At 72.7% G+C, this 24,318-nt stretch carries 23 protein-coding genes and 1 tRNA gene; 9 read left to right on the forward strand and 15 right to left on the reverse strand.

Annotation, left to right across the window (positions count from 1 at the left end):
• From FHX75_RS16265 to FHX75_RS16285, 5 genes are read right to left on the reverse strand one after another with little or no spacing between them, the layout of a single operon-like run.
• On the reverse strand, positions 1-1,506 hold the full coding sequence (locus FHX75_RS16265) for a peptidoglycan D,D-transpeptidase FtsI family protein (RefSeq protein ID WP_154940874.1): 1,506 nt from the start codon (positions 1,504-1,506) through the stop codon (positions 1-3).
• Positions 1,503-2,993, reverse strand: a complete 1,491-nt coding sequence (locus FHX75_RS16270; RefSeq protein WP_154940876.1) for an FtsW/RodA/SpoVE family cell cycle protein — start codon at positions 2,991-2,993, stop codon at positions 1,503-1,505. Before FHX75_RS16270 ends, FHX75_RS16265 begins: the two co-directional genes overlap by 4 nt.
• A 29-nt stretch (positions 2,994-3,022) precedes the next feature.
• Positions 3,023-4,441 carry a PP2C family protein-serine/threonine phosphatase gene (locus FHX75_RS16275; protein ID WP_154940878.1) on the reverse strand — a complete coding sequence of 473 codons (1,419 nt, stop codon included), beginning with the start codon at positions 4,439-4,441 and terminating at the stop codon, positions 3,023-3,025.
• Positions 4,438-4,923 carry an FHA domain-containing protein FhaB/FipA gene (locus tag FHX75_RS16280; RefSeq protein WP_088959602.1) on the reverse strand — a complete coding sequence of 162 codons (486 nt, stop codon included), beginning with the start codon at positions 4,921-4,923 and terminating at the stop codon, positions 4,438-4,440. The genes FHX75_RS16275 and FHX75_RS16280 overlap by 4 nt, the downstream gene beginning before the upstream one ends.
• Before the next feature lie 6 nt (positions 4,924-4,929).
• Positions 4,930-5,724, reverse strand: coding sequence for an FHA domain-containing protein (locus FHX75_RS16285; protein ID WP_154940880.1), 795 nt, complete (start codon positions 5,722-5,724; stop codon positions 4,930-4,932).
• A gap of 214 nt (positions 5,725-5,938) precedes the next feature.
• Here FHX75_RS16285 and FHX75_RS16290 point away from each other — a divergent pair.
• The 3 genes from FHX75_RS16290 to FHX75_RS16300 all read left to right on the forward strand — a co-directional run bounded on the left by FHX75_RS16290 (position 5,939) and on the right by FHX75_RS16300 (position 8,011).
• A tRNA-Leu gene (locus FHX75_RS16290) sits at positions 5,939-6,024 on the forward strand.
• 110 nt (positions 6,025-6,134) lie between these two features.
• Positions 6,135-7,208, forward strand: a complete 1,074-nt coding sequence (locus FHX75_RS16295; RefSeq protein ID WP_154940882.1) for an NAD-dependent epimerase/dehydratase family protein — start codon at positions 6,135-6,137, stop codon at positions 7,206-7,208.
• Positions 7,205-8,011 carry a WecB/TagA/CpsF family glycosyltransferase gene (locus tag FHX75_RS16300; protein ID WP_154940884.1) on the forward strand — a complete coding sequence of 269 codons (807 nt, stop codon included), beginning with the start codon at positions 7,205-7,207 and terminating at the stop codon, positions 8,009-8,011. Before FHX75_RS16295 ends, FHX75_RS16300 begins: the two co-directional genes overlap by 4 nt.
• 103 nt (positions 8,012-8,114) lie before the next feature.
• Here the strand turns inward: FHX75_RS16300 and FHX75_RS16305 are convergent, their stop codons facing one another.
• Entirely contained in the window at positions 8,115-9,989 is a 1,875-nt protein-coding gene (locus FHX75_RS16305; protein ID WP_154940886.1) for a S8 family peptidase, read from the reverse strand.
• A 217-nt stretch (positions 9,990-10,206) separates the two neighbouring features.
• Between FHX75_RS16305 and FHX75_RS16310 the strand changes: the two genes are divergently transcribed.
• Positions 10,207-10,809, forward strand: a complete 603-nt coding sequence (locus FHX75_RS16310) for a hypothetical protein (protein ID WP_154940888.1) — start codon at positions 10,207-10,209, stop codon at positions 10,807-10,809.
• Here the strand turns inward: FHX75_RS16310 and FHX75_RS16315 are convergent.
• The 3 genes from FHX75_RS16315 to FHX75_RS16325 form a co-directional block, all read right to left on the reverse strand.
• Entirely contained in the window at positions 10,777-11,184 is a 408-nt protein-coding gene (locus FHX75_RS16315; RefSeq protein ID WP_088959607.1) for a hypothetical protein, read from the reverse strand. The two genes, FHX75_RS16310 and FHX75_RS16315, sit on opposite strands and share 33 nt — an antisense overlap.
• A gap of 149 nt (positions 11,185-11,333) precedes the next feature.
• Positions 11,334-11,555 carry a DUF397 domain-containing protein gene (locus FHX75_RS16320; protein WP_154940890.1) on the reverse strand — a complete coding sequence of 74 codons (222 nt, stop codon included), beginning with the start codon at positions 11,553-11,555 and terminating at the stop codon, positions 11,334-11,336.
• Positions 11,525-12,406 carry a helix-turn-helix domain-containing protein gene (locus FHX75_RS16325; RefSeq protein ID WP_154940892.1) on the reverse strand — a complete coding sequence of 294 codons (882 nt, stop codon included), beginning with the start codon at positions 12,404-12,406 and terminating at the stop codon, positions 11,525-11,527. The genes FHX75_RS16320 and FHX75_RS16325 overlap by 31 nt, the downstream gene beginning before the upstream one ends.
• Positions 12,407-13,029: 623 nt before the next feature.
• Between FHX75_RS16325 and FHX75_RS16330 the strand changes: the two genes are divergently transcribed.
• Positions 13,030-13,314 carry a hypothetical protein gene (locus FHX75_RS16330; protein WP_154940894.1) on the forward strand — a complete coding sequence of 95 codons (285 nt, stop codon included), beginning with the start codon at positions 13,030-13,032 and terminating at the stop codon, positions 13,312-13,314.
• A 101-nt stretch (positions 13,315-13,415) separates the two neighbouring features.
• Entirely contained in the window at positions 13,416-13,904 is a 489-nt protein-coding gene (locus FHX75_RS16335) for a hypothetical protein (protein WP_154940896.1), read from the forward strand.
• Between the two features lie 12 nt (positions 13,905-13,916).
• Here the strand turns inward: FHX75_RS16335 and FHX75_RS16340 are convergent, their stop codons facing one another.
• Together FHX75_RS16340 and FHX75_RS16345 are read right to left on the reverse strand one after the other, a co-directional pair.
• Entirely contained in the window at positions 13,917-14,750 is an 834-nt protein-coding gene (locus FHX75_RS16340; protein WP_154940898.1) for a PASTA domain-containing protein, read from the reverse strand.
• 101 nt (positions 14,751-14,851) lie between these two features.
• Complete coding sequence (locus FHX75_RS16345) at positions 14,852-15,535, reverse strand: PASTA domain-containing protein (protein WP_154940901.1); 684 nt, start codon at positions 15,533-15,535, stop codon at positions 14,852-14,854.
• Positions 15,536-15,651: 116 nt separating this feature from the next.
• Between FHX75_RS16345 and FHX75_RS16350 the strand changes: the two genes are divergently transcribed.
• Complete coding sequence (locus FHX75_RS16350) at positions 15,652-17,034, forward strand: hypothetical protein (protein ID WP_154941996.1); 1,383 nt, start codon at positions 15,652-15,654, stop codon at positions 17,032-17,034.
• A gap of 127 nt (positions 17,035-17,161) precedes the next feature.
• Here the strand turns inward: FHX75_RS16350 and FHX75_RS16355 are convergent, their stop codons facing one another.
• Together FHX75_RS16355 and FHX75_RS16360 are read right to left on the reverse strand one after the other, a co-directional pair.
• Positions 17,162-18,640, reverse strand: coding sequence for a glutamate-cysteine ligase family protein (locus tag FHX75_RS16355; protein WP_154940903.1), 1,479 nt, complete (start codon positions 18,638-18,640; stop codon positions 17,162-17,164).
• A gap of 243 nt (positions 18,641-18,883) precedes the next feature.
• On the reverse strand, positions 18,884-19,462 hold the full coding sequence (locus FHX75_RS16360) for a YceI family protein (protein ID WP_154940905.1): 579 nt from the start codon (positions 19,460-19,462) through the stop codon (positions 18,884-18,886).
• A gap of 102 nt (positions 19,463-19,564) precedes the next feature.
• On the opposite strand from FHX75_RS16360, the gene FHX75_RS16365 reads away from it, so the two are divergent.
• Entirely contained in the window at positions 19,565-20,065 is a 501-nt protein-coding gene (locus FHX75_RS16365; protein WP_154940908.1) for a MarR family winged helix-turn-helix transcriptional regulator, read from the forward strand.
• A 289-nt stretch (positions 20,066-20,354) separates the two neighbouring features.
• Here the strand turns inward: FHX75_RS16365 and FHX75_RS16370 are convergent, their stop codons facing one another.
• Positions 20,355-20,801: an SgcJ/EcaC family oxidoreductase gene (locus FHX75_RS16370; RefSeq protein WP_154940910.1), complete on the reverse strand. Its 447-nt coding sequence runs from the start codon at positions 20,799-20,801 to the stop codon at positions 20,355-20,357.
• A gap of 81 nt (positions 20,802-20,882) precedes the next feature.
• On the opposite strand from FHX75_RS16370, the gene FHX75_RS16375 reads away from it, so the two are divergent.
• Entirely contained in the window at positions 20,883-21,338 is a 456-nt protein-coding gene (locus FHX75_RS16375; protein WP_154940912.1) for a MarR family winged helix-turn-helix transcriptional regulator, read from the forward strand.
• A gap of 90 nt (positions 21,339-21,428) precedes the next feature.
• Here FHX75_RS16375 and FHX75_RS31990 read toward each other — a convergent pair whose 3' ends face one another.
• Complete coding sequence (locus tag FHX75_RS31990; protein WP_211364480.1) at positions 21,429-24,209, reverse strand: ATP-binding protein; 2,781 nt, start codon at positions 24,207-24,209, stop codon at positions 21,429-21,431.
• Between the last annotated feature and the right edge of the window lie 109 nt (positions 24,210-24,318).

Raw genomic sequence — 24,318 nt, forward strand, 5'->3', positions numbered from 1 at the left:
TCAGCGGCCCCCGGAGTCGGCGATGGCCGCCTGCATGATCCGGCCACCGATCCGGGCCGCCTCGGCGCTGCCGCCGCTGCCCGCCTCCTCCAGCACCACGCAGACCGCGGAGACCGGGGTGCCGTTCTTGTCGAGGGCGAACCCGATGAACCAGCCGTGGTCGGGCGTCTGCGGACCGGACTGGGCGGTGCCGGTCTTGCCGCCGACCGTGTAGCCGTCGATCTGCGCCTTGTTGCCGGTGCCGTCCTCGACCACGGCGACCATCATCTCCCGCAGGTCGGCGGCGACCGGGCCGTTGACCGGCTGGCGCAGCTCGCGGGGCTTGGCGGTGTAGTAGCTGGTGGTGCGGTCCGGCGCGAGCAGCTGCTTGACCAGGTACGGCCGCATCTGGCTGCCGCCGTTGGCGACCGTGCCGGCGATCAGCGCGCCCTGCAACGGGGTCATCTTGACGTCGCGCTGCCCGATGGAGGACTGGGCCAGCGCGGCCGGGTCGGTGCCGCCGCCGGGGGCCTCCATCGCGCCGGTCCGGCTCGGCGCGACGGTGAGGCCGTCCTCGCCGAGCTGGCCGACGGTGAGGTCGTCCTGCTCGAAGCCGAACTGGCGGGCCTTCTCCTTGACGGTGTCCGCGCCGAGCTTCACGCCGAGCTGGGCGAAGCCGGTGTTGCACGACTCCCGGACCGCCTCGATCAGGCTGACCTGCGCCTCGGGGCAGATCGACGGGGCGGCGTTGCGGATCGGGGAGCCCGAGGTGGGCGGGGTCCAGCTCGCCCCGGCCGGGATCTGGGTGTTCTTGCCGACCCCGTTCTCCAGCGCTGCGGCGGCCACGACGATCTTGAAGGTGGAGCCGGGGGGCAGCGTCTCGGAGAGCGCCCGGTTCTTCAGCGGACCGTCCGGGTCCTGCTCCAGCCGGTTGTACGCCGCGGAGGCCTGGTTCGTGTCGTGGTCGGCCAGCGGGTTCGGGTCGAAGCTGGGCATCGAGACGAGCGCCTGCACCGCCCCGGTACGCGGGTCGATGGCGATCGCCGCGCCCTTCTTCACCCCGTTGTTGTTGTTGCGCAGCTGCTCGTACGCGGTGTCCTGGGCGCGCTTGGAGAGGGTGAGCAGCACGTTGCCGCCACCGGTCTCGTCGCCGGTGAACATGTCCTTGATCCGGTTGGCGATCAGCGCGTCGCTGGTGCCGGCCAGGAATTCGTTCTCGACCCGCTCGATGCCGGTGTCGGCGAGGTTGACCGGCTTGTAGCCGAGCACGTGCGCGTACTTCGCCCCGCCGGGGTAGCTGCGCAGGAACTTCAGCTTGCCGCTGGTCTCTCTGCTGGTGGCGAAGGCGGTGCCGCCGGCCTCGATGTTGCCGCGCCGGCGCTCGTACTCGGCCACCTGGACCCGGCCGTTGTAGTCGCTGTTGCGGTACTCGTCCGCCTTGTAGGCCTGGATCCAGTTCAGGTTCGCGAAGAGCAGACCGAACAGGATCATGACGACGACGCCGACGCGGCGCAGGGGTGCGTTCACGGCCGGATCACCTCCGTGGGAGCACCGTGCAGCTGCTCCGGCGGGCCACCGGCCGGTCGGGCCGCCGGGCCGGAGCCCTGGGTCACCGGGCGGCGGGCCGCGTCGGAGATCCGCAGCAGCACCGCGATGAGCAGCCAGTTGGCCATCAGCGAGGACCCACCGGCGGAGAGGAACGGCGTGGTCTGACCGGTCAGCGGGATGAGCTTGCTGATCCCGCCGACGATCACGAAGACCTGAAGCCCGAGGGTGAAGGCGAGACCGCCGGCCACCAGCTTGCCGAACGAGTCCCGGACGGCGAGCCCGGCCCGCAGGCCCCGCTCGACGATCAGCAGGTAGGTCACCAGCAGCGCGGTGAGCCCGAACAGGCCGATCTCCTCGCCGATGCCGGCGAAGATGAAGTCGTTCTGCACCTCGGGGATTTCCAGCGGCTCGCCGGCACCGGGGCCGGTGCCGAAGAGGCCGCCGCTGCCCAGGCCGAGCAGGCCCTGCACCAGCTGGTAACCCCGGTCGTACGGCTCCGCGAACGGGTCCAGCCAGATCTCCGCCCGGGTGTAGAAGTTGGCGAACGGCCCGCCGACGGTGCCACCCAGGACGTACGCGAGGTAGGCGCCGCCGAAGAAGAGGACCAGACCGATCAGCAGCCAGCTGACCCGTTCGGTGGCGATGTAGAGCGTCACCACGAACATGCCGAAGTACAGCAGCGAGGTGCCGAGGTCCTTCTCGAAGACCAGGACCAGGAGGCTGATCAGCCACACCACGACCACCGGGCCGAGGTCCCGGCCACGGGGGAAGTCGATGCCGAGGATCCGGCGGCTGGCCAGCGAGAGCACCTCGCGCTTGCGGACCAGGTAGTAGGCGAAGAAGACCAGCAGGGCCAGCTTGGCGAACTCACCGGGCTGGATGGAGAAGCCGCCGACCCGGATCCAGAGCTTGGCACCGTTGATCTCGGAGAACCGGCCGGGCAGCACCGCCGGGATCATCACCAGCACGATGCCGGCCAGACCCAGGGTGTACGCGTACCGGGAGACCGAGCGGTGGTCGCGCATCAGGGCGAGCAGCCCGGCGGCGAGGACCACCGCGGCGAGCGTCCAGGCGAGCTGCCGACCGCCGGTGCCGGCGAAGACGGCCAGCGTCTCCCGCTCGACCGGCGCCGCCTTGCTCAGGTCGAGCCGCCGCAGGAAGCCGACCCCGATCCCGTTGAGCAGGGCGACCGCCGGCAGCAGAGCCGGATCGGCGAAGGGCGCCAGCCACCGGATGACCAGGTGCATGCCGAGGAAGACCACGCCCAGCGCCGCCGCAGGCATCCAAAAGTCCGGGGTGACCGTGTCGAGCATGTTCGCCTCGACGATCGCCCCGTACGCCGCCACCAGCACCAGGGCCAGCAGCAGCAGGGAGAGTTCCGCGTTGCGCCGGGACCGGGCCAGGCGCACAGCGGCAGCCTCGCCCGTTGTGGCGGGCGAGGCTGCCGGTGTGGCGGCTGCGGTCACGGATCGATCCTTGGGCTCTCAGCCGACATTCACTCGGTCGACCGGCAGCCCGCCGGGTCCACGACCGGCGGTACCGGGTCGGAGGCCGGGGCGTCGGGCGTGGTGGTCGGCGCGGGGGTGACGGTGCCGGCCGGCGGGCGGCTGGCGGTCGGGGTGGGCGGGGCCGGGCTGCCGGTCGGCGCGGCCGGGGAGGCGCTCGCCGCCACGGTCGGGCTCGGCGGGCAGACCGGCTTGAGGTTGGGGTTGGCCGGGTCGTCGACGGTCAACTCGGCCAGCCGGCGGGCCGCGTCGGGCTCGCTCTTGGCCTGGATGCCCTGCTTGACCTGCTCCTGCGCGGCCAGGGTGAGGTCGTCCAGCTTGGCCTGGCTGGTCGAGTGCACGCTGGACAGGTCGAGCCCGGCGACCTGGCCGGGGACGCCGCGGAAGACCGCGAGCTGCCCCGCCTCGGTCGCCCCGACGTAGTACTGCCGCTGGGTGTAGCTCCAGCCGGCGAAGAGACCGCCGCCCAGGATCACCAGCAGCGCCACCAGCATCGCCACGGTACGCAGCGGCCGGCGGCGGGGGCGATCCGGCTCGTCGTCCCGGTTGGCGGCCGGGTCCTCCGGCACCGGGGGACGCGGCGCGGAGAGCGCCGAGGCGCGGGCGGCCGGGGTGGAGACGTCGGCCGAGGTGGCCATGCCCCGGTCCCGGGACGCGGCACCGCCGACGATCGGGCTCGCCTCGACGATGTCCTGATCGGTGGCGTCCGCGATGATCACGGTGATGTTGTCCGGGCCGCCGCCGCGCAGCGCGAGCTGCACCAGCCGCTCGACGCACTGCTGCGGGTCGGTGTACTCCCGCATGGTGTCGGCGATGGTGTCCGCGCTGACCACGCCGGAGAGCCCGTCGCTGCAGATCAGGTAGCGGTCACCGGGCAGCACCTGGCGGACGCTGTACTCCGGGTCGATGTCGCGACCGTCCAGGGCGCGGGTGAGCAGCGAGCGCTGGGGGTGACTGCTCGCCTCCTCCGCGCTGATCCGGCCCTCGTCCACGAGCATCTGGACGTAGGTGTCGTCCTTGGTGATCTGCGCGAACTCACCGTTGCGCAGGAGATAGGCCCGCGAGTCACCGATGTGGACCATTCCGAGCTTGCTGCCGGAGAAGAGGGTCGCGGTGAGCGTGGTGCCCATCCCCTCCAGCTGCGGATTGGCGTCCACGGTGTCGCGGAGCTGCTGGTTGGCGGTGCCCACGGCCGAGCGCAGCGCGTCGACGAGGGCGTCCCCTGGGACGTCCTCGTCGAGCGGCGCCATGGCACCGATGACGATGTTGCTGGCGACGTCACCGGCGGCCATGCCGCCCATGCCGTCGGCGACGGCGAGAAGCCGCGGCCCGGCGTAGACGGAGTCCTGGTTTCCGTCTCGGATCAGACCGCGGTCGCTGTGGGCCGCATAGCGCAGGGTCAGAGTCATGGCCGTAATTCGAGAGAAGTGCGGCCGATCCGGATCGGCACGCCGAGGGGGACGGGGGTTGGTCCGGTGACCTTAGCGCGATCCAGGTAGGTGCCGTTAGTCGAGCCGAGGTCCTCGACGAACCACTGCCCTTCGCGCGGCACGAGCCGGGCGTGCCGCGCGGAGGCGTAGTCGTCGGTGATGACGAGGGTGGAGTCCTCGGCCCGTCCGATGGTGATCTGGGCTTCGCCGAGGGTGATCCGGGTGCCGGCGAGCTGGCCGGCGGTGACCACCAGCTGGTGCGCGGCCCTGCCCCGCTTCACCTTCGCCGGCTTCGCCGCCTGCCCGGTGGAGGCGCCCACCGCGCGCGGTGCGGCCACCAGCCGGCCCGACCGGGCTCCTGCGAAGAGGTCGCGGCGGATCACGCCGACCACCGTGAACACGAAGATCCACAGCAGGATGAGGAACCCGAACCGGGCGACGGTGATGACGAGCTCCGGCAAGGCGCGTCAGCCGTCCACGCGGAAGGTCAGGGTGGTCGTGCCGAGCTGGATCATGTCGCCGGGGTTGAGGGCGACCGCGGAGACGCGCTGGCCGTTGACCATCGTGCCGTTGGTCGACCCGAGGTCGGTCAGCACGACCTGGCCGCCGTCGAAGTCCAGCCGGGCGTGTCGCCGGGAGATCCCGACGTCCGGCAGACGCAGGTTCGCCTGGTCGCCGCGACCGATCACCGTCGACCCCATCTGGAGCGGGTAGGTGCGGCCGTCGCCGGAGACCAGCCGGACGTTGCGGGCGCCGGCGCCGTGTCCCGGCGGCGGGCCGTAGCCGCCGCCCTGGTCGTACGCGGGGTACGCCGGCGGGCCGGCGTCGTAGCCACCGGGCGCGGAGACCGGGGCGACCTCGCCACCGGTGTAGACCTCGGCGGTGACCCGGAACATGCCGGTGTCCAGTCCCTCGCCGCGTTCGATCTCGACGATCACGTCGCCGTAGACCGTCCACGCCTGCTCGCCGATGAACTCCGCCTGCGACTGGGCCAGTTCCTGGGCCAGCGCGGCGGCGTACGGCGCCAGCCGACTGTGGTCGTACGGCGAGAGATCGATCACGTAGCGGTTGGGCACCAACGTGCGCCCACCGGCCAGGATGGCCTTGTGCGCCTCGGCCTCCCGCTGCATGGCGTTGAGGATCTCCACGGGGTGGACCACCCCTTTGAAGACCTTGGCGAAGGCCCCCTCGACCAGGCCTTCCAGACGCTTCTCGAAGCGTTGCAGCACGCTCACCGGCTCCTCCTCGGGTCCCGAGGACATGATGGTATCCGGCCGGCGCGCATGCAGCTCGCGCGCCGCTCGGCGGGCGCGTGCCGGCCCGTTCGAAAGGGGCCCTCCGGGCGTGCTAATGTTTCGTCCGCCGAGGCGGTGACCGCTCCACGGAGCGTAACCAGTCGAGGCGATGACGCAGGACACGTAGGCCCGCTGGCGACAGCGGGATCGGCACCAGCTACAGTGTTCGAGGTCAAGCCACGGGGAAGTGGCGGAATGGCAGACGCGCACGGTTCAGGTCCGTGTGTCCGAAAGGACGTGGGGGTTCAACTCCCCCCTTCCCCACCAGATCGACGAGGGCTCCGCAGCTTGCGGGGCCCTCGACTCGTATCGGGGCGTGCCGGACGTCACGCTATGCTCCGAGGGTTTCCCTGCCTCCTATTGACCAGGAGTGGCGTGTGAGTGTCGCGTTGGTGACCGGGTCGGGCGGTCTGATCGGGTCCGAGGCGGTCCGGCACTTCGCCGGTCTCGGCCTGGACGTGGTCGGTATCGACAACGACATGCGGCAGGAGTTCTTCGGCGCCGAGGCGTCGACCGCGTGGAACGTCCGGCGGCTCGCCGACGAGCTGGGGTCCGCGTACTCGCACCACAGCATCGACATCCGGGACCGGGATTCGCTGGCGAAGCTCTTCGCGCGCTACGGCCGGGACATCGCCGTGGTGATCCACACCGCCGCGCAGCCCTCGCACGACTGGGCGGTGCGCGACCCCTTCACCGACTTCGACGTGAACGCCGGCGGCACCCTCAACGTGCTGCAGAACGTGCGCGAGCACTGCATCGAGGCACCGGTGATCCACTGCTCGACCAACAAGGTCTACGGCGACCGCCCGAACAGCCTGCCCCTGGTGGAGCTGGAGACCCGGTGGGAGATCGAGGCGGGCCACCCGTACGAGCAGGGCATCCGCGAGGACATGTCGATCGACGCCTGCCTGCACTCGGTCTTCGGCGCCTCCAAGGTCGCCGCCGACGTGATGGTGCAGGAGTACGGCCGGTACTTCGGCATGAAGACCGCCTGCTTCCGGGGCGGCACGCTGACCGGCCCGGCGCACTCCGCGACGGAGCTGCACGGCTTCCTCGGGTACGTGATGCGGGCGAACATGGAGCGCCGCACGTACAAGATCTTCGGCTACCAGGGCAAGCAGGTCCGGGACGCCATCCACAGCTCGGACGTGGTCTCCGCGTTCGAGGCGTTCTTCCGCAACCCGCGCTCGGCGGCCGTCTACAACCTGGGCGGCGGACGGCACTCCAACACCTCCAACCGCGAGGCGTTCAGGCTGGCCGAGCAGATCACCGGCCGGGAGATGGTCACCGAGTACGTCGAGGCGAACCGGATCGGCGACCACAAGTGGTGGATCGGCTCGAACGAGGCCTTCCAGGCCGACTACCCGGACTGGAAGCAGGTCTACGACGTACCGATGATCATGCGGGAGATCTACGAGGCCAACGTCGACAAGTGGGTGCCGCAGGCATGACCGGCAAGGGCAAGCGGAACGTCCTGGGCGTCCTGGTCGACGCGACCGACTACGCCTCGGCGACCGAACAGGTGGTGGCCGCCGCGCACGAGCGCCGGCCGCTGGCGCTGACCGCGCTGGCCGTGCACGGCGTGATGACCGGGGTGCTCGACCCGGCGCACAATGCCCGGCTGAACTCCTTCGACGTGGTCACCCCCGACGGCCAGCCGGTCCGCTGGGCGCTCAACCTGCTGCACCACGCCGGCCTGTCGGACCGGGTCTACGGCCCCACGCTGACCCTGCACGTGCTGCGCCGCTTCGCCGAGGAGGGGCTGCCGGTCTACCTGTACGGCTCCACCGAGGAGACGCTGGCCCGGCTGATCCCGGCGCTGGAGCGGATGTTCCCCGCGCTCAAGATCGCCGGGGTGGAGCCGTCGAAGTTCCGCGCGGTCCAGCCGGGCGAGGACGTGGAGATCGCCGACCGGATCCGGGCCAGTGGGGCCCGGCTCGTCCTGGTCGGCCTGGGCTGCCCGCGCCAGGAGGTCTTCGCGTACGCGATGCGGCCGCTGCTGGACATGCCGCTGATGGCGGTCGGCGCGGCCTTCGACTACCACGCCGGCCTGCTCAAGCAGCCGCCCGCGTGGATGCAGCGGGCCGGGCTGGAGTGGTTCTGGCGGCTCGGCCTGGAGCCGAAGCGGCTCTGGCGCCGGTACGTCATCCTCAACCCGGCGTACCTGACCCGCCTCGCCGGGCAGAAGACCGGCCTGTGGAAGGCGCAGCCACCGGCGCCGGCGACGGAACGCCCGGCCACCTTCTCGGTCTGACCCGCGCAGCCGCGCCACCCGGCAGGTCTGCGGAGCCGGCGGGCCTGGCCAGGCATGGTGCGGGGCCCCTTCCGGTCGGAAGGAGCCCCGCGGCGAGGGTGCGTCAGAGGGTCAGGGTCCAGGTGTTGAGGTAGCCGGTGTCGCCCGAGTAGACGTCGCGCACCTGGAGTCGCCAGGTGCCGTTCGCCGCCTCCGACGAGAGGTTCGCGGTGTAGGTGGCGTTGACGTTGTCGGCACCGTCGAAGAAGCTGCTGTTCTTCAGCCGGTACGCGGAGCCGTCCGGGGCGACCAGGTCGATGACCAGGTCACCGCGGTAGGTGTGGACGATGTTCACCGCGACGGTCGACGCCGACGAGGCGTTGCGGCCACACCCGGAGATCACGATCGAGCTGGACACCGTGGCACCGGTGTCCGGGATCGCGACGTCCGTGCCGTTGCTGCCGGAGCAGCCGCCACCACCCGAGCCGGTCACCGTCAGCGAGTACGTCGCCGTGCGGGTGCCCGACGCGGCCGTGCCCGTGACGGTGACGGTGTACGTGCCGGGCGGGGTGCTCGCCGAGGTGGCGATGGTGAGCGTGGACGAGCCGCCCGAGGTGACCGTGGACGGGTTGAACGAGGCGGTCGCGCCGGCCGGCAGGCCGCTGGCGGAGAGGCTGACCGACTGCGCGGCGCCGTTGGTGGTGGCGGTGGCCACGGTGGCGGTCACCGAACCGCCCGGGGCGGTGGAGCCGGAGGTCGGCGACACCGAGACCGAGAAGTCGTTGGTCGGCGGGGTGGTGCCGTTGTCCACGTAGAGCAGTCGGTTCGGGGTCCCGGTGCCCACGTTGGTCACCACGTTCGGGGTCGCGGCGTTGACCAGGTTGTCGCGCACCTGCTGCGGGCTCCACGACGGGTTGGCCGAGAGGACGAGCGCCGCGGCGCCGGCGACGTGCGGTGACGCCATGGACGTGCCGCTGATGGTGTTCGTCGCGCTGTTGCCGGTGTACCAGGCGGAGGTGATGTTGACGCCCGGGGCCAGGATGTCGACGCAGGTGCCGAAGTTGGAGAAGCTCGCGGCGGCGTCGTTGTTCTGGGTGGCACCGACGGTGATCGCCGACCCGACCCGGGCCGGGGAGTAGTTGCAGGCGTTCTGCCGGTTTCCGAAGATGTCGCCGTTGCCGGCGGCGACCGCGTAGGTGATGCCGGAGTTGATGGAGTTGGTGACCGCCGTGTCGATCGAGCTGTTGGCGGAGCCACCGAGGCTCATGTTCGCCACGGCCGGCTTCACCGCGTTCGCGGTCACCCAGTCGATGCCCGCCACGACCTGGGCGTTGGTGCCGCTGCCCTGGCAGTTGAGCACCCGGACACCGACGATCTGCACGCCCTTGGCCACCCCGTACGAGGAGCCGCCGACGGTGCCCGAGACGTGCGTGCCGTGGCCGTTGCAGTCGTCGGCGGAGCCGCCGTCCACCGCGTCGAAGCCGGAGACCGCCCGGCCGCCGAAGTCGTTGTGCCCGTACAGCACGCCGGTGTCGATGACGTAGGCGCGCACGTTGGACGCCGTGGTCGGGTAGGTGTACGAGCTGTTCAGCGGCAGGTTGCGCTGATCGATCCGGTCCAGGCCCCAGGAGGGCGGGTTGGCCTGCGTGCCGAAGATGGAGACCGTGTGGTTCTGTTCGACGTACGCCACCGCGGGGTCGGCGGCGATCCGGGCCGCCGCCGTCGCGCCGACCGTGACCTCGAAGCCGCGCAGCGCGGCGGTGTAGGTGCGGGCGACCTTGCCGCCATGCCTGCCGACCAGCCGTTGGGCGTTGTCACCCACCCGGCTCCGGCCGACGGCGCTGTCCTTGAAGACCACGATGTAGCTGTCCGGCACGGCGGTGGCCCCGCCCGCTTCCCGGATCACCCCGACGGGCTCGGCGGCCATGGCGGGTGCGGCGGTTGCCAACATCGCCAGGGTGGCCACCCCCACGAGTGCGGACCTGTGTGAAAGACCCATCTCCCTACCTCCCTCCGACCGGCAGCCGACCGTCCACCCGCGAATCCGAGGTTGATCGATGGTTGCCGATCTACATGAGGGTAGATCGGTGGGGTCCGGGAGTTAAACATGTCGAAGCGTTCATAACGTCGGCGGGATGCCCCTACGGGTGAGGTAGGGGGCGAACCGGGGGCCGGCCCCGGATTCGCCGACCGCCGAACTGGACAAGGCTGAGCACATGGATGGCCATCTCATCGTTCTGCTGCCGATCGCCGCGGTCTGGCTGGCCGCCGGTGCGGTGGCGGACCGACTGCCCCGGCTGGACCGCGCCCGCGCACTCCGCCGGCGTACCGGATGGTTGCTCGCTCTGACCCTGACCGGCCTCGGCCTGACGGCGGCGGTGCTGGCGGTCGGCCTGACCAGTGCCGGCGCCACGCCGGTCGACCGGGCCGCCGCCGGTCTCGGCCTGGCCGCCGGCCCGGCGCTCGCCGTCGCGGTCTGTACGGTGCGGCGGCTGCGCCGGCTCCGGGCCGGTGCCGGCGCGTTCGCCACCGCGCCGGAGACGCCGGCGCCGCACGGCCTGCGGGCCGCCGGGGCGCATCCGCTGATCGGCCTGCCGGTGCAGGTCACCGCGCTGGCCACGCTGCCGCCGGTGCTGTCGGCCGCGGGGCTGGACCTCGCCGCCGATCCCCGCCTGACCGGACCGGCCGTCACCCTGGGCGGTCTCGCGGTCATCGCGATCGGGGTACGCCTGGCGCTCCGCCACAACCGGCTCGCCGAGCGGGCGTTACCGGAGGCGACGGCGACCTCAGCGCGTGCGGCTCGGCCCCTGCACGTATAGCAGCTCCAGGATCGCCCGGGTCGCCTCGAACCAGCGGTCCAGCCAGCCGGGCGGCGGCACGCTGCCCTTGGGCGGCAACTCCATCAGCAGGCCGCGCAGCAGCGGGTGGTCGACCAGCGACTCGCTCGGCTCCAGCGGCCACCCGGCCGGCGGGAACGAGGGCTCGGTCAGCGGGTTCGGGTCGAGCGAGGGCAGCGTCAGCGGCGGCCCGGCCTGCTCCGGCGCGGCCGACCCGGCGTCCCGCCCGCCGACCTCGGTGTCGGTGGACACGACCTCGGTGAGCACGGTGTCCCGGCGGGCGCCGCGGTACTTGCCGCCGAAACGCTCCGACTTGCCCGGGCCGTTGGTGAGGTTGTCTGAACCGATCGTCGTCATCCGTCTCGCCTGCCTCGCTCGGTTTCCGATCCGTGCGGCGGGTTGTCGACCAGCGCCGTATCGAGGGGTTCAACGAGACGGAACGCAAGTGGCGACGGGCCGGCCGGGGAGATCCCGGCCGACCCGTCGTCAACGCCACGTTGCGTCGATCAGTGCTGGACGAACCCGCCGCTCCGTGTCCGGGTGACGAAGGCGTGCCAGTCTCCCGGAGCGAAGACCAGGGCCGGGCCCGTCTTGTCCTTCGAATCCCGAACGCCGACCGCCCCGGTCACGTACGCCACCTCGACGCAGTTGTCGCAGTTCGGCCCGCTCTTCGAGCTCTTGAACCACGTCGCGTGCCTCAGGTCCACGGGGAACTTCTTGGTCGCCATTTCCACAGCGGCTCCTCTACCAGTTTCGCGATGTGAGCTATGGATTCCTCCGGGCGAATTGCCGCTGCTCGAATGTGATCGAAGATGAAGCTGTACTTCTGCAGTTCGTCGCTCTTCTCCAGGAAGAGCCCACCCGTGGCGTTCTCCGCGTACACGACATCGGGATCACTCGGTTCGGGGAAGCTGAGAATGGTGAAGGTGCCGTCCATGCCGGCGTGCGCGCCCACCTCGAAGGGCAGGACCTGAAGCGTCACGTTCGGCAGTTCCGCCACTTCCACCAGCCGCTGGAGCTGGCCACGCATCACCGCGTCGCCGCCCACCGGCCGGCTCAGCACCGCCTCATCGAGCACCACCCACAAATCGACCGGATCGTCCTGGGTCAACAACGACTGACGGCCCAGACGGACACGCACCCGTTGCTGCACCTGGTCGACGGTGAAGTCCGGGCGGGCCGCCCGGATCATTGCCCCGGCGTACTCCTCGGTCTCCAGCAGGCCCGGGACCACCTGCTGTTCGTACGCCCGGATCGAGCTGGCCGCCGCCTCCAGGCCGACGTACGCCCCGACCAGCACGGTGCTGTAGGGGTGCCACCAGCCCTTCTGCCGGGCCTCCCGAGCGATCTGCACGAGCTCGTCGCTCTCGACGCCCACCACGCCGTAGATCCGCAGCATGTCGCGGACGTCCCGCGGGGTCGCGGAGGTGTGGCCGGTCTCGATCCGGGAGATCTTCGAGGCGGAGCACTCGAGCTGCTCGGCGACCGTCTCGATGGTGATCCCCGCCGCCTCGCGCTGGCGGCGCAGTTCGGCGCCCAGTCGGCGACGCCGGATGGTGGGGCTGCGCCGCTCGGTCACCGCGGCACCCCGCGGCTCACCGGGTGGTGGTCCCCGTTCCTCGCGCTCACCCGGTTACCTCCCGGTGGCTCGCGCCTGCGTCGACACCCGCCGAGGCGCGACCGAACGGCGGGCGATCGTTCGCGGCAGGGATGGTGCCGGTCGTCGACCGGCCGCGTCGGGCGAAACCGGCGTCCAGTGTGCCGGTCCGGGGTCGGCGTCATCAAGCGCCTCGTTCACGTGTCGCGCTCGCGTATCGGCAAAAGTCGACGTGCAACTTGCATGTCGCACGTCCCTGATGCACTCTGTCCGTATGGCTCGGGTTACTCACCGTCTCCCCACGCTTCCCCGGTTCGGCGACGACACCGGCGGCGAGACGGCCGGGCGACCCGGTCCAGCTGCGACGACGAGACCTGCCCCGGGGTGATGACCCCGCCGCTGCACGCCCGACGGCTGCGGCGGCGGGAGCGGTAACCGGGAGCAGCACGGTGATGGTCGGGTGGCGGTCCGCCACCAGCGGGTACGGCCCGACCACCGCCACCGATCCACCGGCCGGCGGGGCACGATCCCGGCACCGGGCCCAGAAACCTTCCCCCATAACCTCCGGTCCGGCACCGCCGGCCATACCCTCCCCAGGAGCCCATGTGCTTCCCCGCTCCGGTGACGTACTGCACGTGACTCGCGCGGCGAGTGTCCAGTTCATCCGACCCATCACGTTCCGGGTCATCCGGGTGCTCGACTGGCCCACCTACGACGGTTGGCTCTGGCTCGACGGTTACGAGTTGAACGCGGCGGGGGACGCGGTCAACCGACGGTCGATCTTCGTACAGGAGGCCGGTCTCCGGCAGCTCCAGACGGCGCCCGTGCCGCGCCAGCACACCGTACGGACCCGACGGACGATCAGCCGCGCCCCGGTGGCGGTGGGCTGACCTCCGCCATTACCCGGTCGGGGGGCGTGCCGTCGCCATAGACTCGGTACGCCCACCCCGGCAAAGTCACCACCCCGCGCGTCCCGGACCCTGAACCTGGGATGGCCATGGTCAATATGCCCGCCGCGCGGCGGCACCACAGGTCCCGTATCGGTTACGCCTTCGGGCTGCTGGCGCTGGTCGGCGCCGTCACCACCCTCGTGGTGGTGGTGCGCTATCCGGCCGAATCGGCGACCCGGCTGGCCGAACCGGTTCCTGCTCCCGAGATCACCGTGGTCGAGCAGAACTCACCACCTCCCGGCGTGGCCGGGTACCCCGGCTACGAGGACGACTCCGACTACCCGGCGGACCTCGCCGCACCCGACGACCGGTACGGCGACACCGCACCGGGCCCCGAGGCGAACGCCTCGGAGGATCCCGCCGGCGGCGCCGGATCCCGGCCCGGCGGCGACGAGGCGGCCCTGGCCGGCTCGTCCCCGGCCGACGCCCGGCAGGCCCTCAGCCAGTCGCTCTTCTACTCCGGCCTGCTCGGCCTGACCATCTCCCTGGCCGGGCTGGGACTGGTCGGCACGCGACGCCGGATGTGGTGAGCCGACAGCCTCCTAGCCGGTGGGGGTGACCTCGGGCGTCGGCTCGACCGTCCGGGTCGGGGAAGCCGTCGGCGACGGCGCGGCGGCCACCACCAACGTCACCCGGTCACCGGCGTCGACCAGCTCACCCGCCTCCGGGTCGGTTTCGATCACGGTGCCCGGCGGCTGCTCCGACGACTCCCGCGTCCGCACCCGGTACGACAGGTCGAGCCGGTCCAGGATCCGCTCGGCCGACGCCCGCGGCAGCCCCACCAGGGGCGGCACCGGGATCTGGGCGGCTGCCGTGGTGGCCGGCGTGCTGGGCGCCTCGGTGGTCGGGGCGGCGGTGGTCGGGGCAGTGGTCACCGGTGCGCTGGTTGGCGGCGGCGGTGCGGGGTCCTCGTCCCGCTCCTCGGCCGCCCGCAGCACCAGCCAGATCCCCGTGCCGAGGGCGGCCAGCAACAGCAGCGCCAGGATGCCCAGCAGGATCGGCATCCACCAGCGACGCCCACGCTGCTCCTCGCCGTACCACTCGACCGGCTCCCGGTAGTCGGCCGGACGCGGCGGTGGCACCCCGGCCCGCCCGGACCAGACGGGCGGCGCGGCCGGCACGGTCTGCTCCCCGGCACCGGCCGGGGGCAGCGGCCGGGTCCGGTCCAGCGGCTCGTGCCGGGCCGTGGCGTCCAGCGGCTCGTGCCGGGCGGTCGCGTCCAGCGGCTCGTGCCGGGCGGTGGCGTCCAAGGGTTCGGGGGTGGGGCGGCCCGGCGGCTGCTCGTCGCCGGCGCGGGGCAGCGGGCGGGTCCGGTCGTCATCGGAGGGCAGCGGGCGGGTCGCGTCGTCGGCGGGCTCCTGGCGGTCGTCGCTCATCGCACGTCCTCTCCCACCGGGGCAGGCGTCGTGCCCTCGACGGTCCACGGTAACGGTCGGGATCACCAGCCGCCGGGATCGGCGCGGCGACCCGCCCGCGCCTACTCCTCGCCGCCGCAGGAGATGGCGACCTCGTCGTTCCAGTGCCGGGTCACGTCCGGCTCCGGATCCTGGGAGCGGACCTTGCCGACCCGGCCCGTGCGGTAGCGCGGGTAGAAGCCGCGCTCGACGATCGTCGCGGCGGCGTCGGCGCAGTCGTAGTCGTCCAGATCGGGCACCTCCGCCTCCGGTGCCGGCCCGGCGACGTACACCTTGACGGTGGTGCCGTGACTCACCCGGGTGCCGGGGGCGGGGTCCAGGCGCTCGACCTTCTCGCCCAACCCGGTGCCGAAGATCAGCCGCCACCCCAGCTTCCGGTCGCGCAGGTCGCTGCGTACCCCCTCGAAGCCGTCGCCGACCAGGTCGGGGACGGTCACGTACCCGGCGGGAGGCTTGCTCGACGCGGCGGGCGCGGTGGTCCGGGGGGTCGTCGGTGCGACGGTCGCCGGCTGCGCCGCCGGTGACGGGGCAGCCGAGGTCGGGGCGGGTGCCGAAGTCAGGGCGGTCGACGCGGCCACGGCCGGCGGATCGGTGGAGGACGGCTCGTCCGGCCCGGCCAGCACCCAGCCGGCGGTCGCACCCACGGTGGCCAGCAGGACGAAGGCCAGCCCGCCGCCGATCAGCAGCGGGGCGCGACCTCGCCGCCCCGGCTCGGGAGTGTCCAGAAGGGTGTGTCCGTCGCTCATCGCACTCTCCGCCTCGTCACCAGCGACCGTACCGGGCGATGCCAAGCCGTCACCGCACGTCGTCCGGGCCGTTACACGGCTCGCCGCGCCGACCAGGGGACGCTACGCTCCCCGGCATGGCCAGACTGGGCTGGGGAGGATCGGTCGCCACCGCGGTCGGCGTCGCTGCCGGCGTGGGTGCGGCACAACTGGGTTTCGCCTACGGGTTGGGCGTCATCGACTGGGCACCGGGCGAGCCCGCCGCCGCCGGCGCCGCCTGGTACGCCAGCCTCGCCTGGGCGACCTGGATCGCGGCCGTCTCCACCATCGCCGGGGCCGTCTGCGCCCAGCGGCTGGAGGAACGGGGACACGACGGCGACGCCACGCCGGGCAGCACGCTGCGCCGGATGACGCTGGCCGTGGCCGGCGCGGTGGGTGCGCTGATCACGGTGCTGCTGGTGGCCGTGCCGGCCCGGACGGCGACCGTGCCGGACACCTTCTCGCCACAGAGCCTGGCCGCCGGGTACGCGGCGGTCGGCGTGCTGGTCGGGCTGCTGACCGCGATCTGGGCGCTGCACACGCGGGCCGTCGCGACCAACGTGATCGCCACGGTGGGCTGGATCTGGCTGCTCGCCGTGGTGTCGGTCGCGGACGGGGTGCTCGCGGGACGCGGCTTGACCACCGCCCAGCTCGGGATCTGGCAGATCAACAGCGACAGCGCCCGGTTCTGGCTGCGGGACTACGTCTACTGGCCAGGGGTGCTGCTGGCCGCCGGTTCCGCGCTGCTGATCGGCGCGCTGGCCGCGCGGCGTATCGCCCGGGTGGCGGAGCGTCGGCTCGGCGCTGCCGTCTCCGGTGCGGCGGGTCCGCTGCTCGTCGCGGTCGCCTACTTCGTCGCCGTGCCCCGGCTGGCCGAGGTCACCCCCGCGCAGGTCTCGGCGCACTTCGTCGCACCGTACGCGGTCCTCGTCGGCGCGGCCGGCTCGGTGCTGGTGGCCGCGCTCGCCCAGCGCGCCGAACGGCGCGCGGCCGCTCGCCCGGCGATGATCCCTCGGCAGCGCACCGGCGACCTGGACGACGGGGCGTTCGACGGCGACCTTGCGTCGGGAGGCGAGCCCTTCGACAGCCCCGGCCCGTCCGGCGCGACGCGGCGGGCCGCTGGCCCGACGGGCGACCCGGGTTCCGGCGCGGCCGCCCGACCGACGGTCGGCACGGCGACCACGACCGCCACCCGACCGGACGGGACGGGGCTCACCGATCCGCTCGGTACGGACCCGGCCCCGGCCAACACCCGGCCGGCCGGGACCAGCAGCCCGGACGACGGCTCGCCCGCCACCGGCACCGGACGGGCCCGCCCGGCCCGCCGCGGCCGGGCCACCCCTCCCGTCCGGGATTCCGGGGCGCAGTCGACGACCTCGACCGACGAGACCGCCCCCGACCCGACGCCCGAGACCATCGACACCTCGGACGCGTCACCCACCACCGCCCCCCGAACCCGCCCGTCCCGCCGCCCCCGCTGACCGCTCAGTCGCGCCCCCACCCGGCCCAAGATCCAGGCACTTTCACGGAAAGAGTGGCTATTCCGCGTCGGATAGCCACTCTTTCCGTGAAAGTGCAGTGTCGTAACGGCCCGGTGTGGAGGGTGGGTCAGTCGACGGGCCAGGTGTGGACGGGTTCGTTGCTGCGCTGGAGTTCGGCGTAGCGGCGGGCCATGTGGTGCAGAGCGGCCTCGCGGTTCATGCCCCGGTGCCGCTCGGCCGCCCAGACCGCCTCGGTCTGCCAGACCGCGCCGTTGCGGCCGGTACGGCAGCGCTGCTCGATGACGCCGAGCAGTCGATCCCGCTCGGCCGGGTCGACGCCGAACCGGTCCAGCCCGGTCGCCGCCGTCGGCAGCAGCGTGTCGAGGACCAGCTTGGCCACCGGCACGTCCCCGAGGCGGGGCCAGTGCAGGACGGCGTCCATCCCGCGCCGGGCGGCGGCGTGGAAGTTCTCCTCGGCGGAGCTGAAGGTGAGCTGACTCCAGATCGGGCGGTCCGACTCGGCCAGCCCGCGGGCCAGCCCGAAGTAGAAGGCGGCGTTGGCCAGCATGTCCACCACGGTCGGGCCGGCCGGCAGCACCCGGTTCTCTACCCGCAGGTGGGGGCGACCGTCCATGATGTCGTAGACCGGCCGGTTCCAGCGGTAGACCGTGCCGTTGTGCAGCCGCAGCTCGGAGAGCTTGGGCACCCCGCCGGCGTGCAGCACCTCCACCGGGTCCTCGTCCTCGCAGATCGGCAGCAGCGGCGGGAAGTACCGGACGTTCTCCTCGAACAGGTCGAAGATCGAGGTGATCCAGCGCTCGCCGAACCACACCCGGGGTCGTACGCCCTGGGCCTTGAGTTCGTCGGGGCGGGTGTCGGTGGCCTGCTCGAAGAGGGCGATCCGGGTCTCGGCCCAGAGCTGACGCCCGTAGAGGAAGGGGGAGTTCGCGCCGATCGCGACCTGGACCCCGGCGATCGCCTGGGAGGCGTTCCAGTAGTCGGCGAAGCTGTCCGGCGCGACCTGGAGGTGGAACTGGAGGCTGGTGCAGGCCGCCTCGGGGGCGATCGAGTCGGTGTGCGTCTGGAGCCGTTCCACGCCCCGGATGTCCAGCTCGATGTCCTCGCCCCGGGCGCCGACGATCTGGTCGTTGAGCACCCGGTAGCGCTCGTTGGTGGAGAGGTTGTCCACCACCAGGTGCCGCTCGGTGAGCGTGGGCAGGATGCCGACCAGGACGATCCGGGCATCGGACTTCGCCGCCCGCTCGTCGGCGCGGGTCAGGCTGCTGCGCAGGTCGGCCTCGTACTCGGCGAACCCGCTGCCCTCGATCAGCCGGGGCGCGGCGTTCAGCTCGAGGTTGAACTGGCCGAGTTCGGTCTGGAAGAGCGGGTCGGCGATGGCGGCCAGGATCTCCTCGTTGCGCATCGCCGGCTCGCCCGCCGGGTCCATCAGGTTGAGCTCGATCTCCAGGCCGGTCATCGGCCGGTCCGCGTCGAAGCCGAAGTCGTCCAGCATCAACGCGAAGACGTCCAGGCTGCGCCGAACCTTCTGCCGGTAGCGGACCCGGTCTTCCCGGGAGAAGGCGCCCTGCTCGACGTCCCTACCCATGTGCCCTCCCGGCGCGAGGCGCGCGGGACCGTGTCGTCCCGCCCGCGTTGTGAACAACCACGGTAAGAGCGCCACCTCGCCAGGGCCAGTGGCCCAACGAATACGCGCTGTGGCCCTCTCTACCCAGCGGCCACCGCGGGCACCGGCCCGGCCGACGAATAATTCGTGACAATTTGCACGGGGAGACGGCGCGAGGCCCCTGCTCAGGAGAGCAGGGGCCTCGCCGGGAGGGGTCCGCAGGGATCAGGCCTGGCGGACGGCCTCACCCTCGATCTCGATCTTGATCTTCTTGCCGACCAGCACGCCGCCGGTCTCCAGCGCCACGTTCCAGGTCAGACCGAAGTCCTCCCGGTCGATCTCGGTGCTCGCGGAGAAGCCGAAGATGTCCTGGCCGAACGGGCTGCGGCCGACGCCCTCGAACTCGACGTCCAGCTCCACCTGCCGGGTGACGCCCTTGATGGTGAGCTCGCCGAGCAGCACGAACTCGTTGCCGTCCCGGGACTTCACACCGGTGCTGCGGTACTCCAGCGTCGGGAAGGCCTCGGCGTCCAGGAACTCCGGGCTGCGCAGGTGGGCGTCCCGGTCGGCCTGGGCGGTGTTGATGCTGGCGGCCTGGATGGTGGCGGTGACCGAGGACTGCATGGGGTCCTCGGCGATGGTGATGGTCGCCGAGGCGTCGGCGAACTCACCGCGTACCTTGCTGACCATCATGTGCCGGGCGACGAACCCGACCCGCTTGTGAGCCGCATCCAGCAGGTAGGTGCCGGCGGTAGGGACGGTGAGGCCCTCCCAGTCGCGGGTAACCGACTCGGTGCTGGTCATGGTGCGTCCTCCAGGGAAGAGATTGTTTAGAAGCCCAACGACTGATGCAGCAACTATAACCGCAGCAATATTCCCCGTGTCAAGCACTGTTAGGATGACCAGGTGGATCAGAACGTGTTCGACGACCCCCGGATCACCGCCGTCGGCCTCCTCGTCGAGGCGTACGCCGGGCTGTCGGCCCGGTTCGCCGACCAGTACGAGGAGCACGGCCTCTCCGCCGTCGAGTTCGAGGTGCTGATGCGGCTCGCCCGGTCCCCCGGGCACCAGCTGCGGATGACCGACCTGGCGGCGCAGACCTCCCTGTCGACCAGCGGGGTGACCCGCGTGGTGGACCGGATGGAACGCGACGGCCTGCTGTGCCGCCGGGCCTGCCCGTCCGACCGCCGCAGCTCGTACGCGGTGGTCACCCCGTCGGGACTGAAACGCCTCGACGAGACCCTCCCCGGTCACCTGCGGATCATCGAGCAGTGGTTCACCGGCCAGCTCGAACCCGCGGCGCTGGCGGCCATGCTCGACGGCCTGCGCCGGGTGCGGGACGCCGTCCACCCGGGGGCGACCGCCGGCAGCACCGAGCCGGCCCCCGCCAACGAACCGGCGGCCTGACGCCGGCACCCCGCCTCGCGCTACCGGCAGAACCACCGGCAGAACTGGCCACGCCGGCCCGGACAACCCAGTGAAGTCCCGCAAAGCGGACGTCAGGGGTGGCTAGCCTTCGTCGAGCGCGGGGGGAGCACCTGGGGGGGTGCCGGCGCGAGCGATTGAGCGAGGGGAATCACCAGGGGGCTTCTTCGCTCGCGCCTCCCCGCCCCCGCAGTTGTGCCCCTGGTGGCGATCGATTCGCCAGTCAGGCGTACCGGCGCCCGCCGTGACGACCAGCGCGAGTGCGGTGTGGTCAGTGCCGGTCGGTGGGAACGAGGCCGGGGGCGGTCCGGAACGAGATCGCCTCCATGAGCGGCTTGCGCTTGGTGTTGTGGAACGCCGCGATGCGCCAGCACCCGTCCGCCTGACGCACCAGGACGTAGGTCTGGACCTTGCTCAGCCGTTTTGGCCGGCTGCCCTTGTAGGTGTCGCCGCGGCCGGTCACCAGGGCCGTGTCCGGGCCGGGAAACCGGACGTCGATGACCTCGTCCGCGAGCCGCGTGCCCTTGAGGAACTTGGCGAACAGGGTGCGGTGGCTCTCCACGATGTCCCGCCGGCCCTGATAGCGGGTGCCGACGAAGGTGACGTAGGTGGCGTCGTCGGTGAACAGGCCGCCGTAGGCGTCGGCGTCGTGCCGACCCCACGCGTCGACCAGAGCGTGCAGGACGTCGGTAACGGCTGTCCGGTCATCCGCGTGCATGATTCCTCCAGCGACGTGATACAGATGCTGCTCACGTGCAGTATCTGCGCACGTGCAGATATTAGAGAAGGAATCGACGAGATGGCAAGTCCGCAGGAGCGGCACGTGATCTTCCGGCGCTACCTGGACGCCGTCGGGCTGCACGGCATGGCGGGCGCCGAGGCCGCCGGCCTGCACGCGACCGAGTGGTACGCGCTGAGCCTGATCAGCCTCGACGGCGCGCTGACCTCAGGCGAACTGGCCACCCGGACCGGCCTGACCACCGGCGCCACGACGCGCCTGATCGACCGGCTCGAACGCGCCGGCTACGTACGCCGGGCCGCGGACCCGTCCGACCGCCGGAAGGTCGTGGTCGAACCGGTCCCCGACGCGCTCGCCCGCATCGACCAGGTCGTCACACCCGGACGCCGCAAGATCGCCGACGTCCTCGCCCGCTACACGCCCGAGCAGCTCGACCTGCTCTTCGACTACTTCACCCACGCCGCACCCGCCTACCGCGAGGCCACCGAGGAGATCCGCAAACACACCCGCGGCTAGCGCGTCGACCACTCGCGTTCGCCGGGTGGCCATGCCACCCCTCGCTCGCCGGCCGCGCAGGGGCCGGGTCGCGTGGACGACGCCCGGGTCTCAGCCGACCGGGCGGAGCCCGCGGAGCAGATCCTGCTCGTACGGCAGCAGGCGGATCCCGCTCTCCCGGCAGGCCCGGTCGAGACGGTCCAGCACGGCCGGGTCGCCCGTGCTCGCCGCCAACCCCACCAACGCCTCGACCACGTCCCGCCGGTACTGACCGTCGACGCCGGCCTCCACCACCGCCCCGAACCACTCCGCGGCCAGCTCCCGGTCGGCCCGGTGCAGCGCCACCGTCCCCTCGATCAGGGCGACGATCCCCTCCTCCGGCTGCGGGGTCGCCAGCGCCGTGGCCGCGCGCCCCTGCCCCACCGGCCACCCGAGCCGACCCGACCCGGACGGCGACGGCACCACGGCTCCCGGCGACACCGGCCCGGAGCGGGCCGCGACCACACCGTTCGGCAGCGCGGATCCGGACGCGGCCACGTCGCGGCGCGACTGGGAGTCGGCCGCCGGCGGCCCGTCGACCGGGACCGCCGGACCCGGGAGCGGCACCGGTCGCGCCTCCGCCCGCAGCTCGGCCAGCACGTCGACGGCCTCGTCCAGCCGACCGCCGCGGGCCAGCGCCAGGCCGACCGTGCCGAGCACCCGGCGACGGTGTCCCGGGTCGCCCAGGTCCGCCAGCGCACCGGCGACCCGGCGGCCCTGCTCCACCGCCTCGGCGTACCGGCCCTCAAGGCGGGCCACGTCGGCCAGGTTGGCCCGGGCCAGCAGCCGCAGCCGCCGCTCGTCGCACTGGGCGGCCAGTCGGTCGACGATGGCCAGCCGCCGCCGGGCGCCGGTCAGGTCGCCGAGGCGGATCTCGTGCCAGGTGAGGTTGTTCTGGGCGACCGCCATGTCGCGGATCCGGCCGTGCCGGGTGGCCAGCGCCAGCACCGCCTGCGCCTGCTCGCGCCCCTCGTCGTGCTCGCCGGTGGCGACGAGCAGCGCGCAGAGCACCGTCCGGGCCTCCAGCTCGCCGGTGACCTCGCCGTGTGCGGCGAAGACGTCGAGCGCCGCGCGGGCGGCCGGCAGCTCCTGCGCCCCCGCCCCGTGCTCGGCGGCGAGCCGGGCCACCCCGAGCAGCGCCCAGGCCCGCAGCACCGGGTCGGCGTCGGCGGTACGCGGGTCGGCCAGCAGCCGGCGCAGCCACTGCCGCCCGGAGACGTCCCGCCCGCGCAGCCGCCACCAGCGGGTCAGCGCCGCTGCCAGCCGCAGCGCGGTCAGCGGGTCGTCGGTGGCGGCGTGCGCCAGCGCGGCGCTGATGTCGCTGGTCGCCTCGTCGAGCTGGCGTACGGCGGCGGGCAGTTTCGCCCCGACCAGGTCCGGTGCCGTCCGAGTGACCAGCCGGGCCACGACGACGGCGTGCCGGCGGCGGATCGCGGTCAGCTCGCCCCGGCCGGCGGCCCGCTCGACGGCGAAGTCCCGGACCGCGTCGAGCAGCCGGAACCGGAACGGACCGGACCCCCGGACGCTGAGCAGCCCCAGCTCCACCAGCCGGTCCAGCAGCGGAACCGGGTCGACGACCACCGCGCCGTCCCGGTCGGCCTCGTCGGCCAGCAGCTCCTCGGCCAGCTCCACCGACCAGCGGTTGGCGAACGCGGAGAGTCGGCGTACCGCCGCGCGCTCCGAGGCGGCGAGCAGCCGGTAGCTGGTGGCCACCGCCTCGCGCAGGGTCACCGCCACCGCCGCCCGCGCGCGGCCCGACCCCGCCGGCTCGGCGGCCTCCCAGCCGCGTCGGCCCAGGTCGGGGCTGGCCAGGTCGAGGACCCGGTCGCCGTACCGGTCGAGCAGTTCGTCGAGGTCGAGGATCCGGCCCCGGGCCGCCATCAGCTCGATCGCGAGCGGCAGCCCGCCGAGCCGGCGCACCAGCGCGGCCAGGGCGGGCAGCTCCCGCGGGTCGGGCGGCTCGGGGCGGACCCGGGCGAGTCGCGCGGCGAAGAGCGCCGCCGCCGGGTAGCGGGCCAGGTCGGCGGCGTCCACCACGTCGGCCGGGGGCACGTCCAGCGGCGCCACCGGGCGGACCAGTTCCCCGGGTACGCCCACCGGGTGCCGCCCGGTCACCAGCACCCGCAGGCTCGGCACCGCGTCGGTGAGCTGCCGCAACGCCTCGGCCAGCGGGTCCGGGGCACGCTCGGCCGCGTCCACCAGCAGCAACGCCGGCCGGTTGCGCAGCCGGACGGCCAGGTCGGGCAGGCGGGCCGCGCCGAGCACGGCGCTCATCGCGGCCAGCACGTCGGCGGCGTCGGAGCCCTCACCGACCAGCACGCCGGCCACCCCGCCGGGATACGCGGCGACGACCTCGTGCGCCACCGCCAGGGCCAGCGCCGTCTTGCCCACGCCGGCCAGCCCGACCAGGGTCACCACCGGCGGCCAGTGGTCCGTGGTGAGCAGCGCGGCGAGGTCGGCCAGGTCCCGCTCCCGCCCGATCAGCTCGACCGGGGGCGGGAGCGCGATCGGCGTACCCGAGGGGTCGGGTTCGCGGGGCGCGGACCCGGCGCTCGGCACGCGGCCCGGGTCCGCGGCGACGGCCGGGACGGTGACCCGCCCACGGGCGGTGGTGAGGAAGGCGGCGCGCGGCCCGTCGGTGAGGCCGAGCGCGTCGGCGAGCAGCTCCACGGTGGTGCGCTGCGGCCGGCTGGACCGGCCGCGCTCCAGGTCACGGACGGTCCGCACGCCGATCCCGGCCCGCTGGGCCAGCTCGGCCTGGGTGAGACCGGCCCGGAGCCGATGCCCCCGCAACAGCTCCGCCAGCGGGGTACGACCACCCGGCGCCAACTGGTGATCATGAGCCGGTGTCATGGCCACGAAGGGTACGGACCGGATACGACGGTCGACACGGGTGCGTCGTCCAGCCGACGCGCCGGAATCCGACAGGCCCCTGCCATGCGGCGGCGCGACAGGGGCCGGG

The organism is Micromonospora palomenae, from assembly GCF_007829925.1.
GTDB classification, from domain to species: Bacteria; Actinomycetota; Actinomycetes; order Mycobacteriales; family Micromonosporaceae; genus Micromonospora; species Micromonospora purpureochromogenes.

What these genes read in the sequence shown, in the direction of transcription:
- FHX75_RS16275 (WP_154940878.1), bottom strand. Translation starts at nt 4,441, where the DNA reads ATGACTCTGACCCTGCGCTATGCGGCCCACAGCGACCGCGGTCTGATC.
- FHX75_RS16335 (WP_154940896.1), top strand. Translation starts at nt 13,416, where the DNA reads ATGGCCATGGTCAATATGCCCGCCGCGCGGCGGCACCACAGGTCCCGT.
- FHX75_RS16320 (WP_154940890.1), bottom strand. Translation starts at nt 11,555, where the DNA reads ATGGCGACCAAGAAGTTCCCCGTGGACCTGAGGCACGCGACGTGGTTC.
- FHX75_RS16370 (WP_154940910.1), bottom strand. Translation starts at nt 20,801, where the DNA reads ATGCACGCGGATGACCGGACAGCCGTTACCGACGTCCTGCACGCTCTG.
- FHX75_RS16285 (WP_154940880.1), bottom strand. Translation starts at nt 5,724, where the DNA reads ATGTCCTCGGGACCCGAGGAGGAGCCGGTGAGCGTGCTGCAACGCTTC.
- FHX75_RS16345 (WP_154940901.1), bottom strand. Translation starts at nt 15,535, where the DNA reads ATGAGCGACGGACACACCCTTCTGGACACTCCCGAGCCGGGGCGGCGA.
- FHX75_RS16305 (WP_154940886.1), bottom strand. Translation starts at nt 9,989, where the DNA reads ATGGGTCTTTCACACAGGTCCGCACTCGTGGGGGTGGCCACCCTGGCG.
- FHX75_RS16355 (WP_154940903.1), bottom strand. Translation starts at nt 18,640, where the DNA reads ATGGGTAGGGACGTCGAGCAGGGCGCCTTCTCCCGGGAAGACCGGGTC.
- FHX75_RS31990 (WP_211364480.1), bottom strand. Translation starts at nt 24,209, where the DNA reads ATGACACCGGCTCATGATCACCAGTTGGCGCCGGGTGGTCGTACCCCG.
- FHX75_RS16310 (WP_154940888.1), top strand. Translation starts at nt 10,207, where the DNA reads ATGGATGGCCATCTCATCGTTCTGCTGCCGATCGCCGCGGTCTGGCTG.
- FHX75_RS16300 (WP_154940884.1), top strand. Translation starts at nt 7,205, where the DNA reads ATGACCGGCAAGGGCAAGCGGAACGTCCTGGGCGTCCTGGTCGACGCG.
- FHX75_RS16375 (WP_154940912.1), top strand. Translation starts at nt 20,883, where the DNA reads ATGGCAAGTCCGCAGGAGCGGCACGTGATCTTCCGGCGCTACCTGGAC.
- FHX75_RS16340 (WP_154940898.1), bottom strand. Translation starts at nt 14,750, where the DNA reads ATGAGCGACGACCGCCAGGAGCCCGCCGACGACGCGACCCGCCCGCTG.
- FHX75_RS16315 (WP_088959607.1), bottom strand. Translation starts at nt 11,184, where the DNA reads ATGACGACGATCGGTTCAGACAACCTCACCAACGGCCCGGGCAAGTCG.
- FHX75_RS16360 (WP_154940905.1), bottom strand. Translation starts at nt 19,462, where the DNA reads ATGACCAGCACCGAGTCGGTTACCCGCGACTGGGAGGGCCTCACCGTC.
- FHX75_RS16350 (WP_154941996.1), top strand. Translation starts at nt 15,652, where the DNA reads ATGGCCAGACTGGGCTGGGGAGGATCGGTCGCCACCGCGGTCGGCGTC.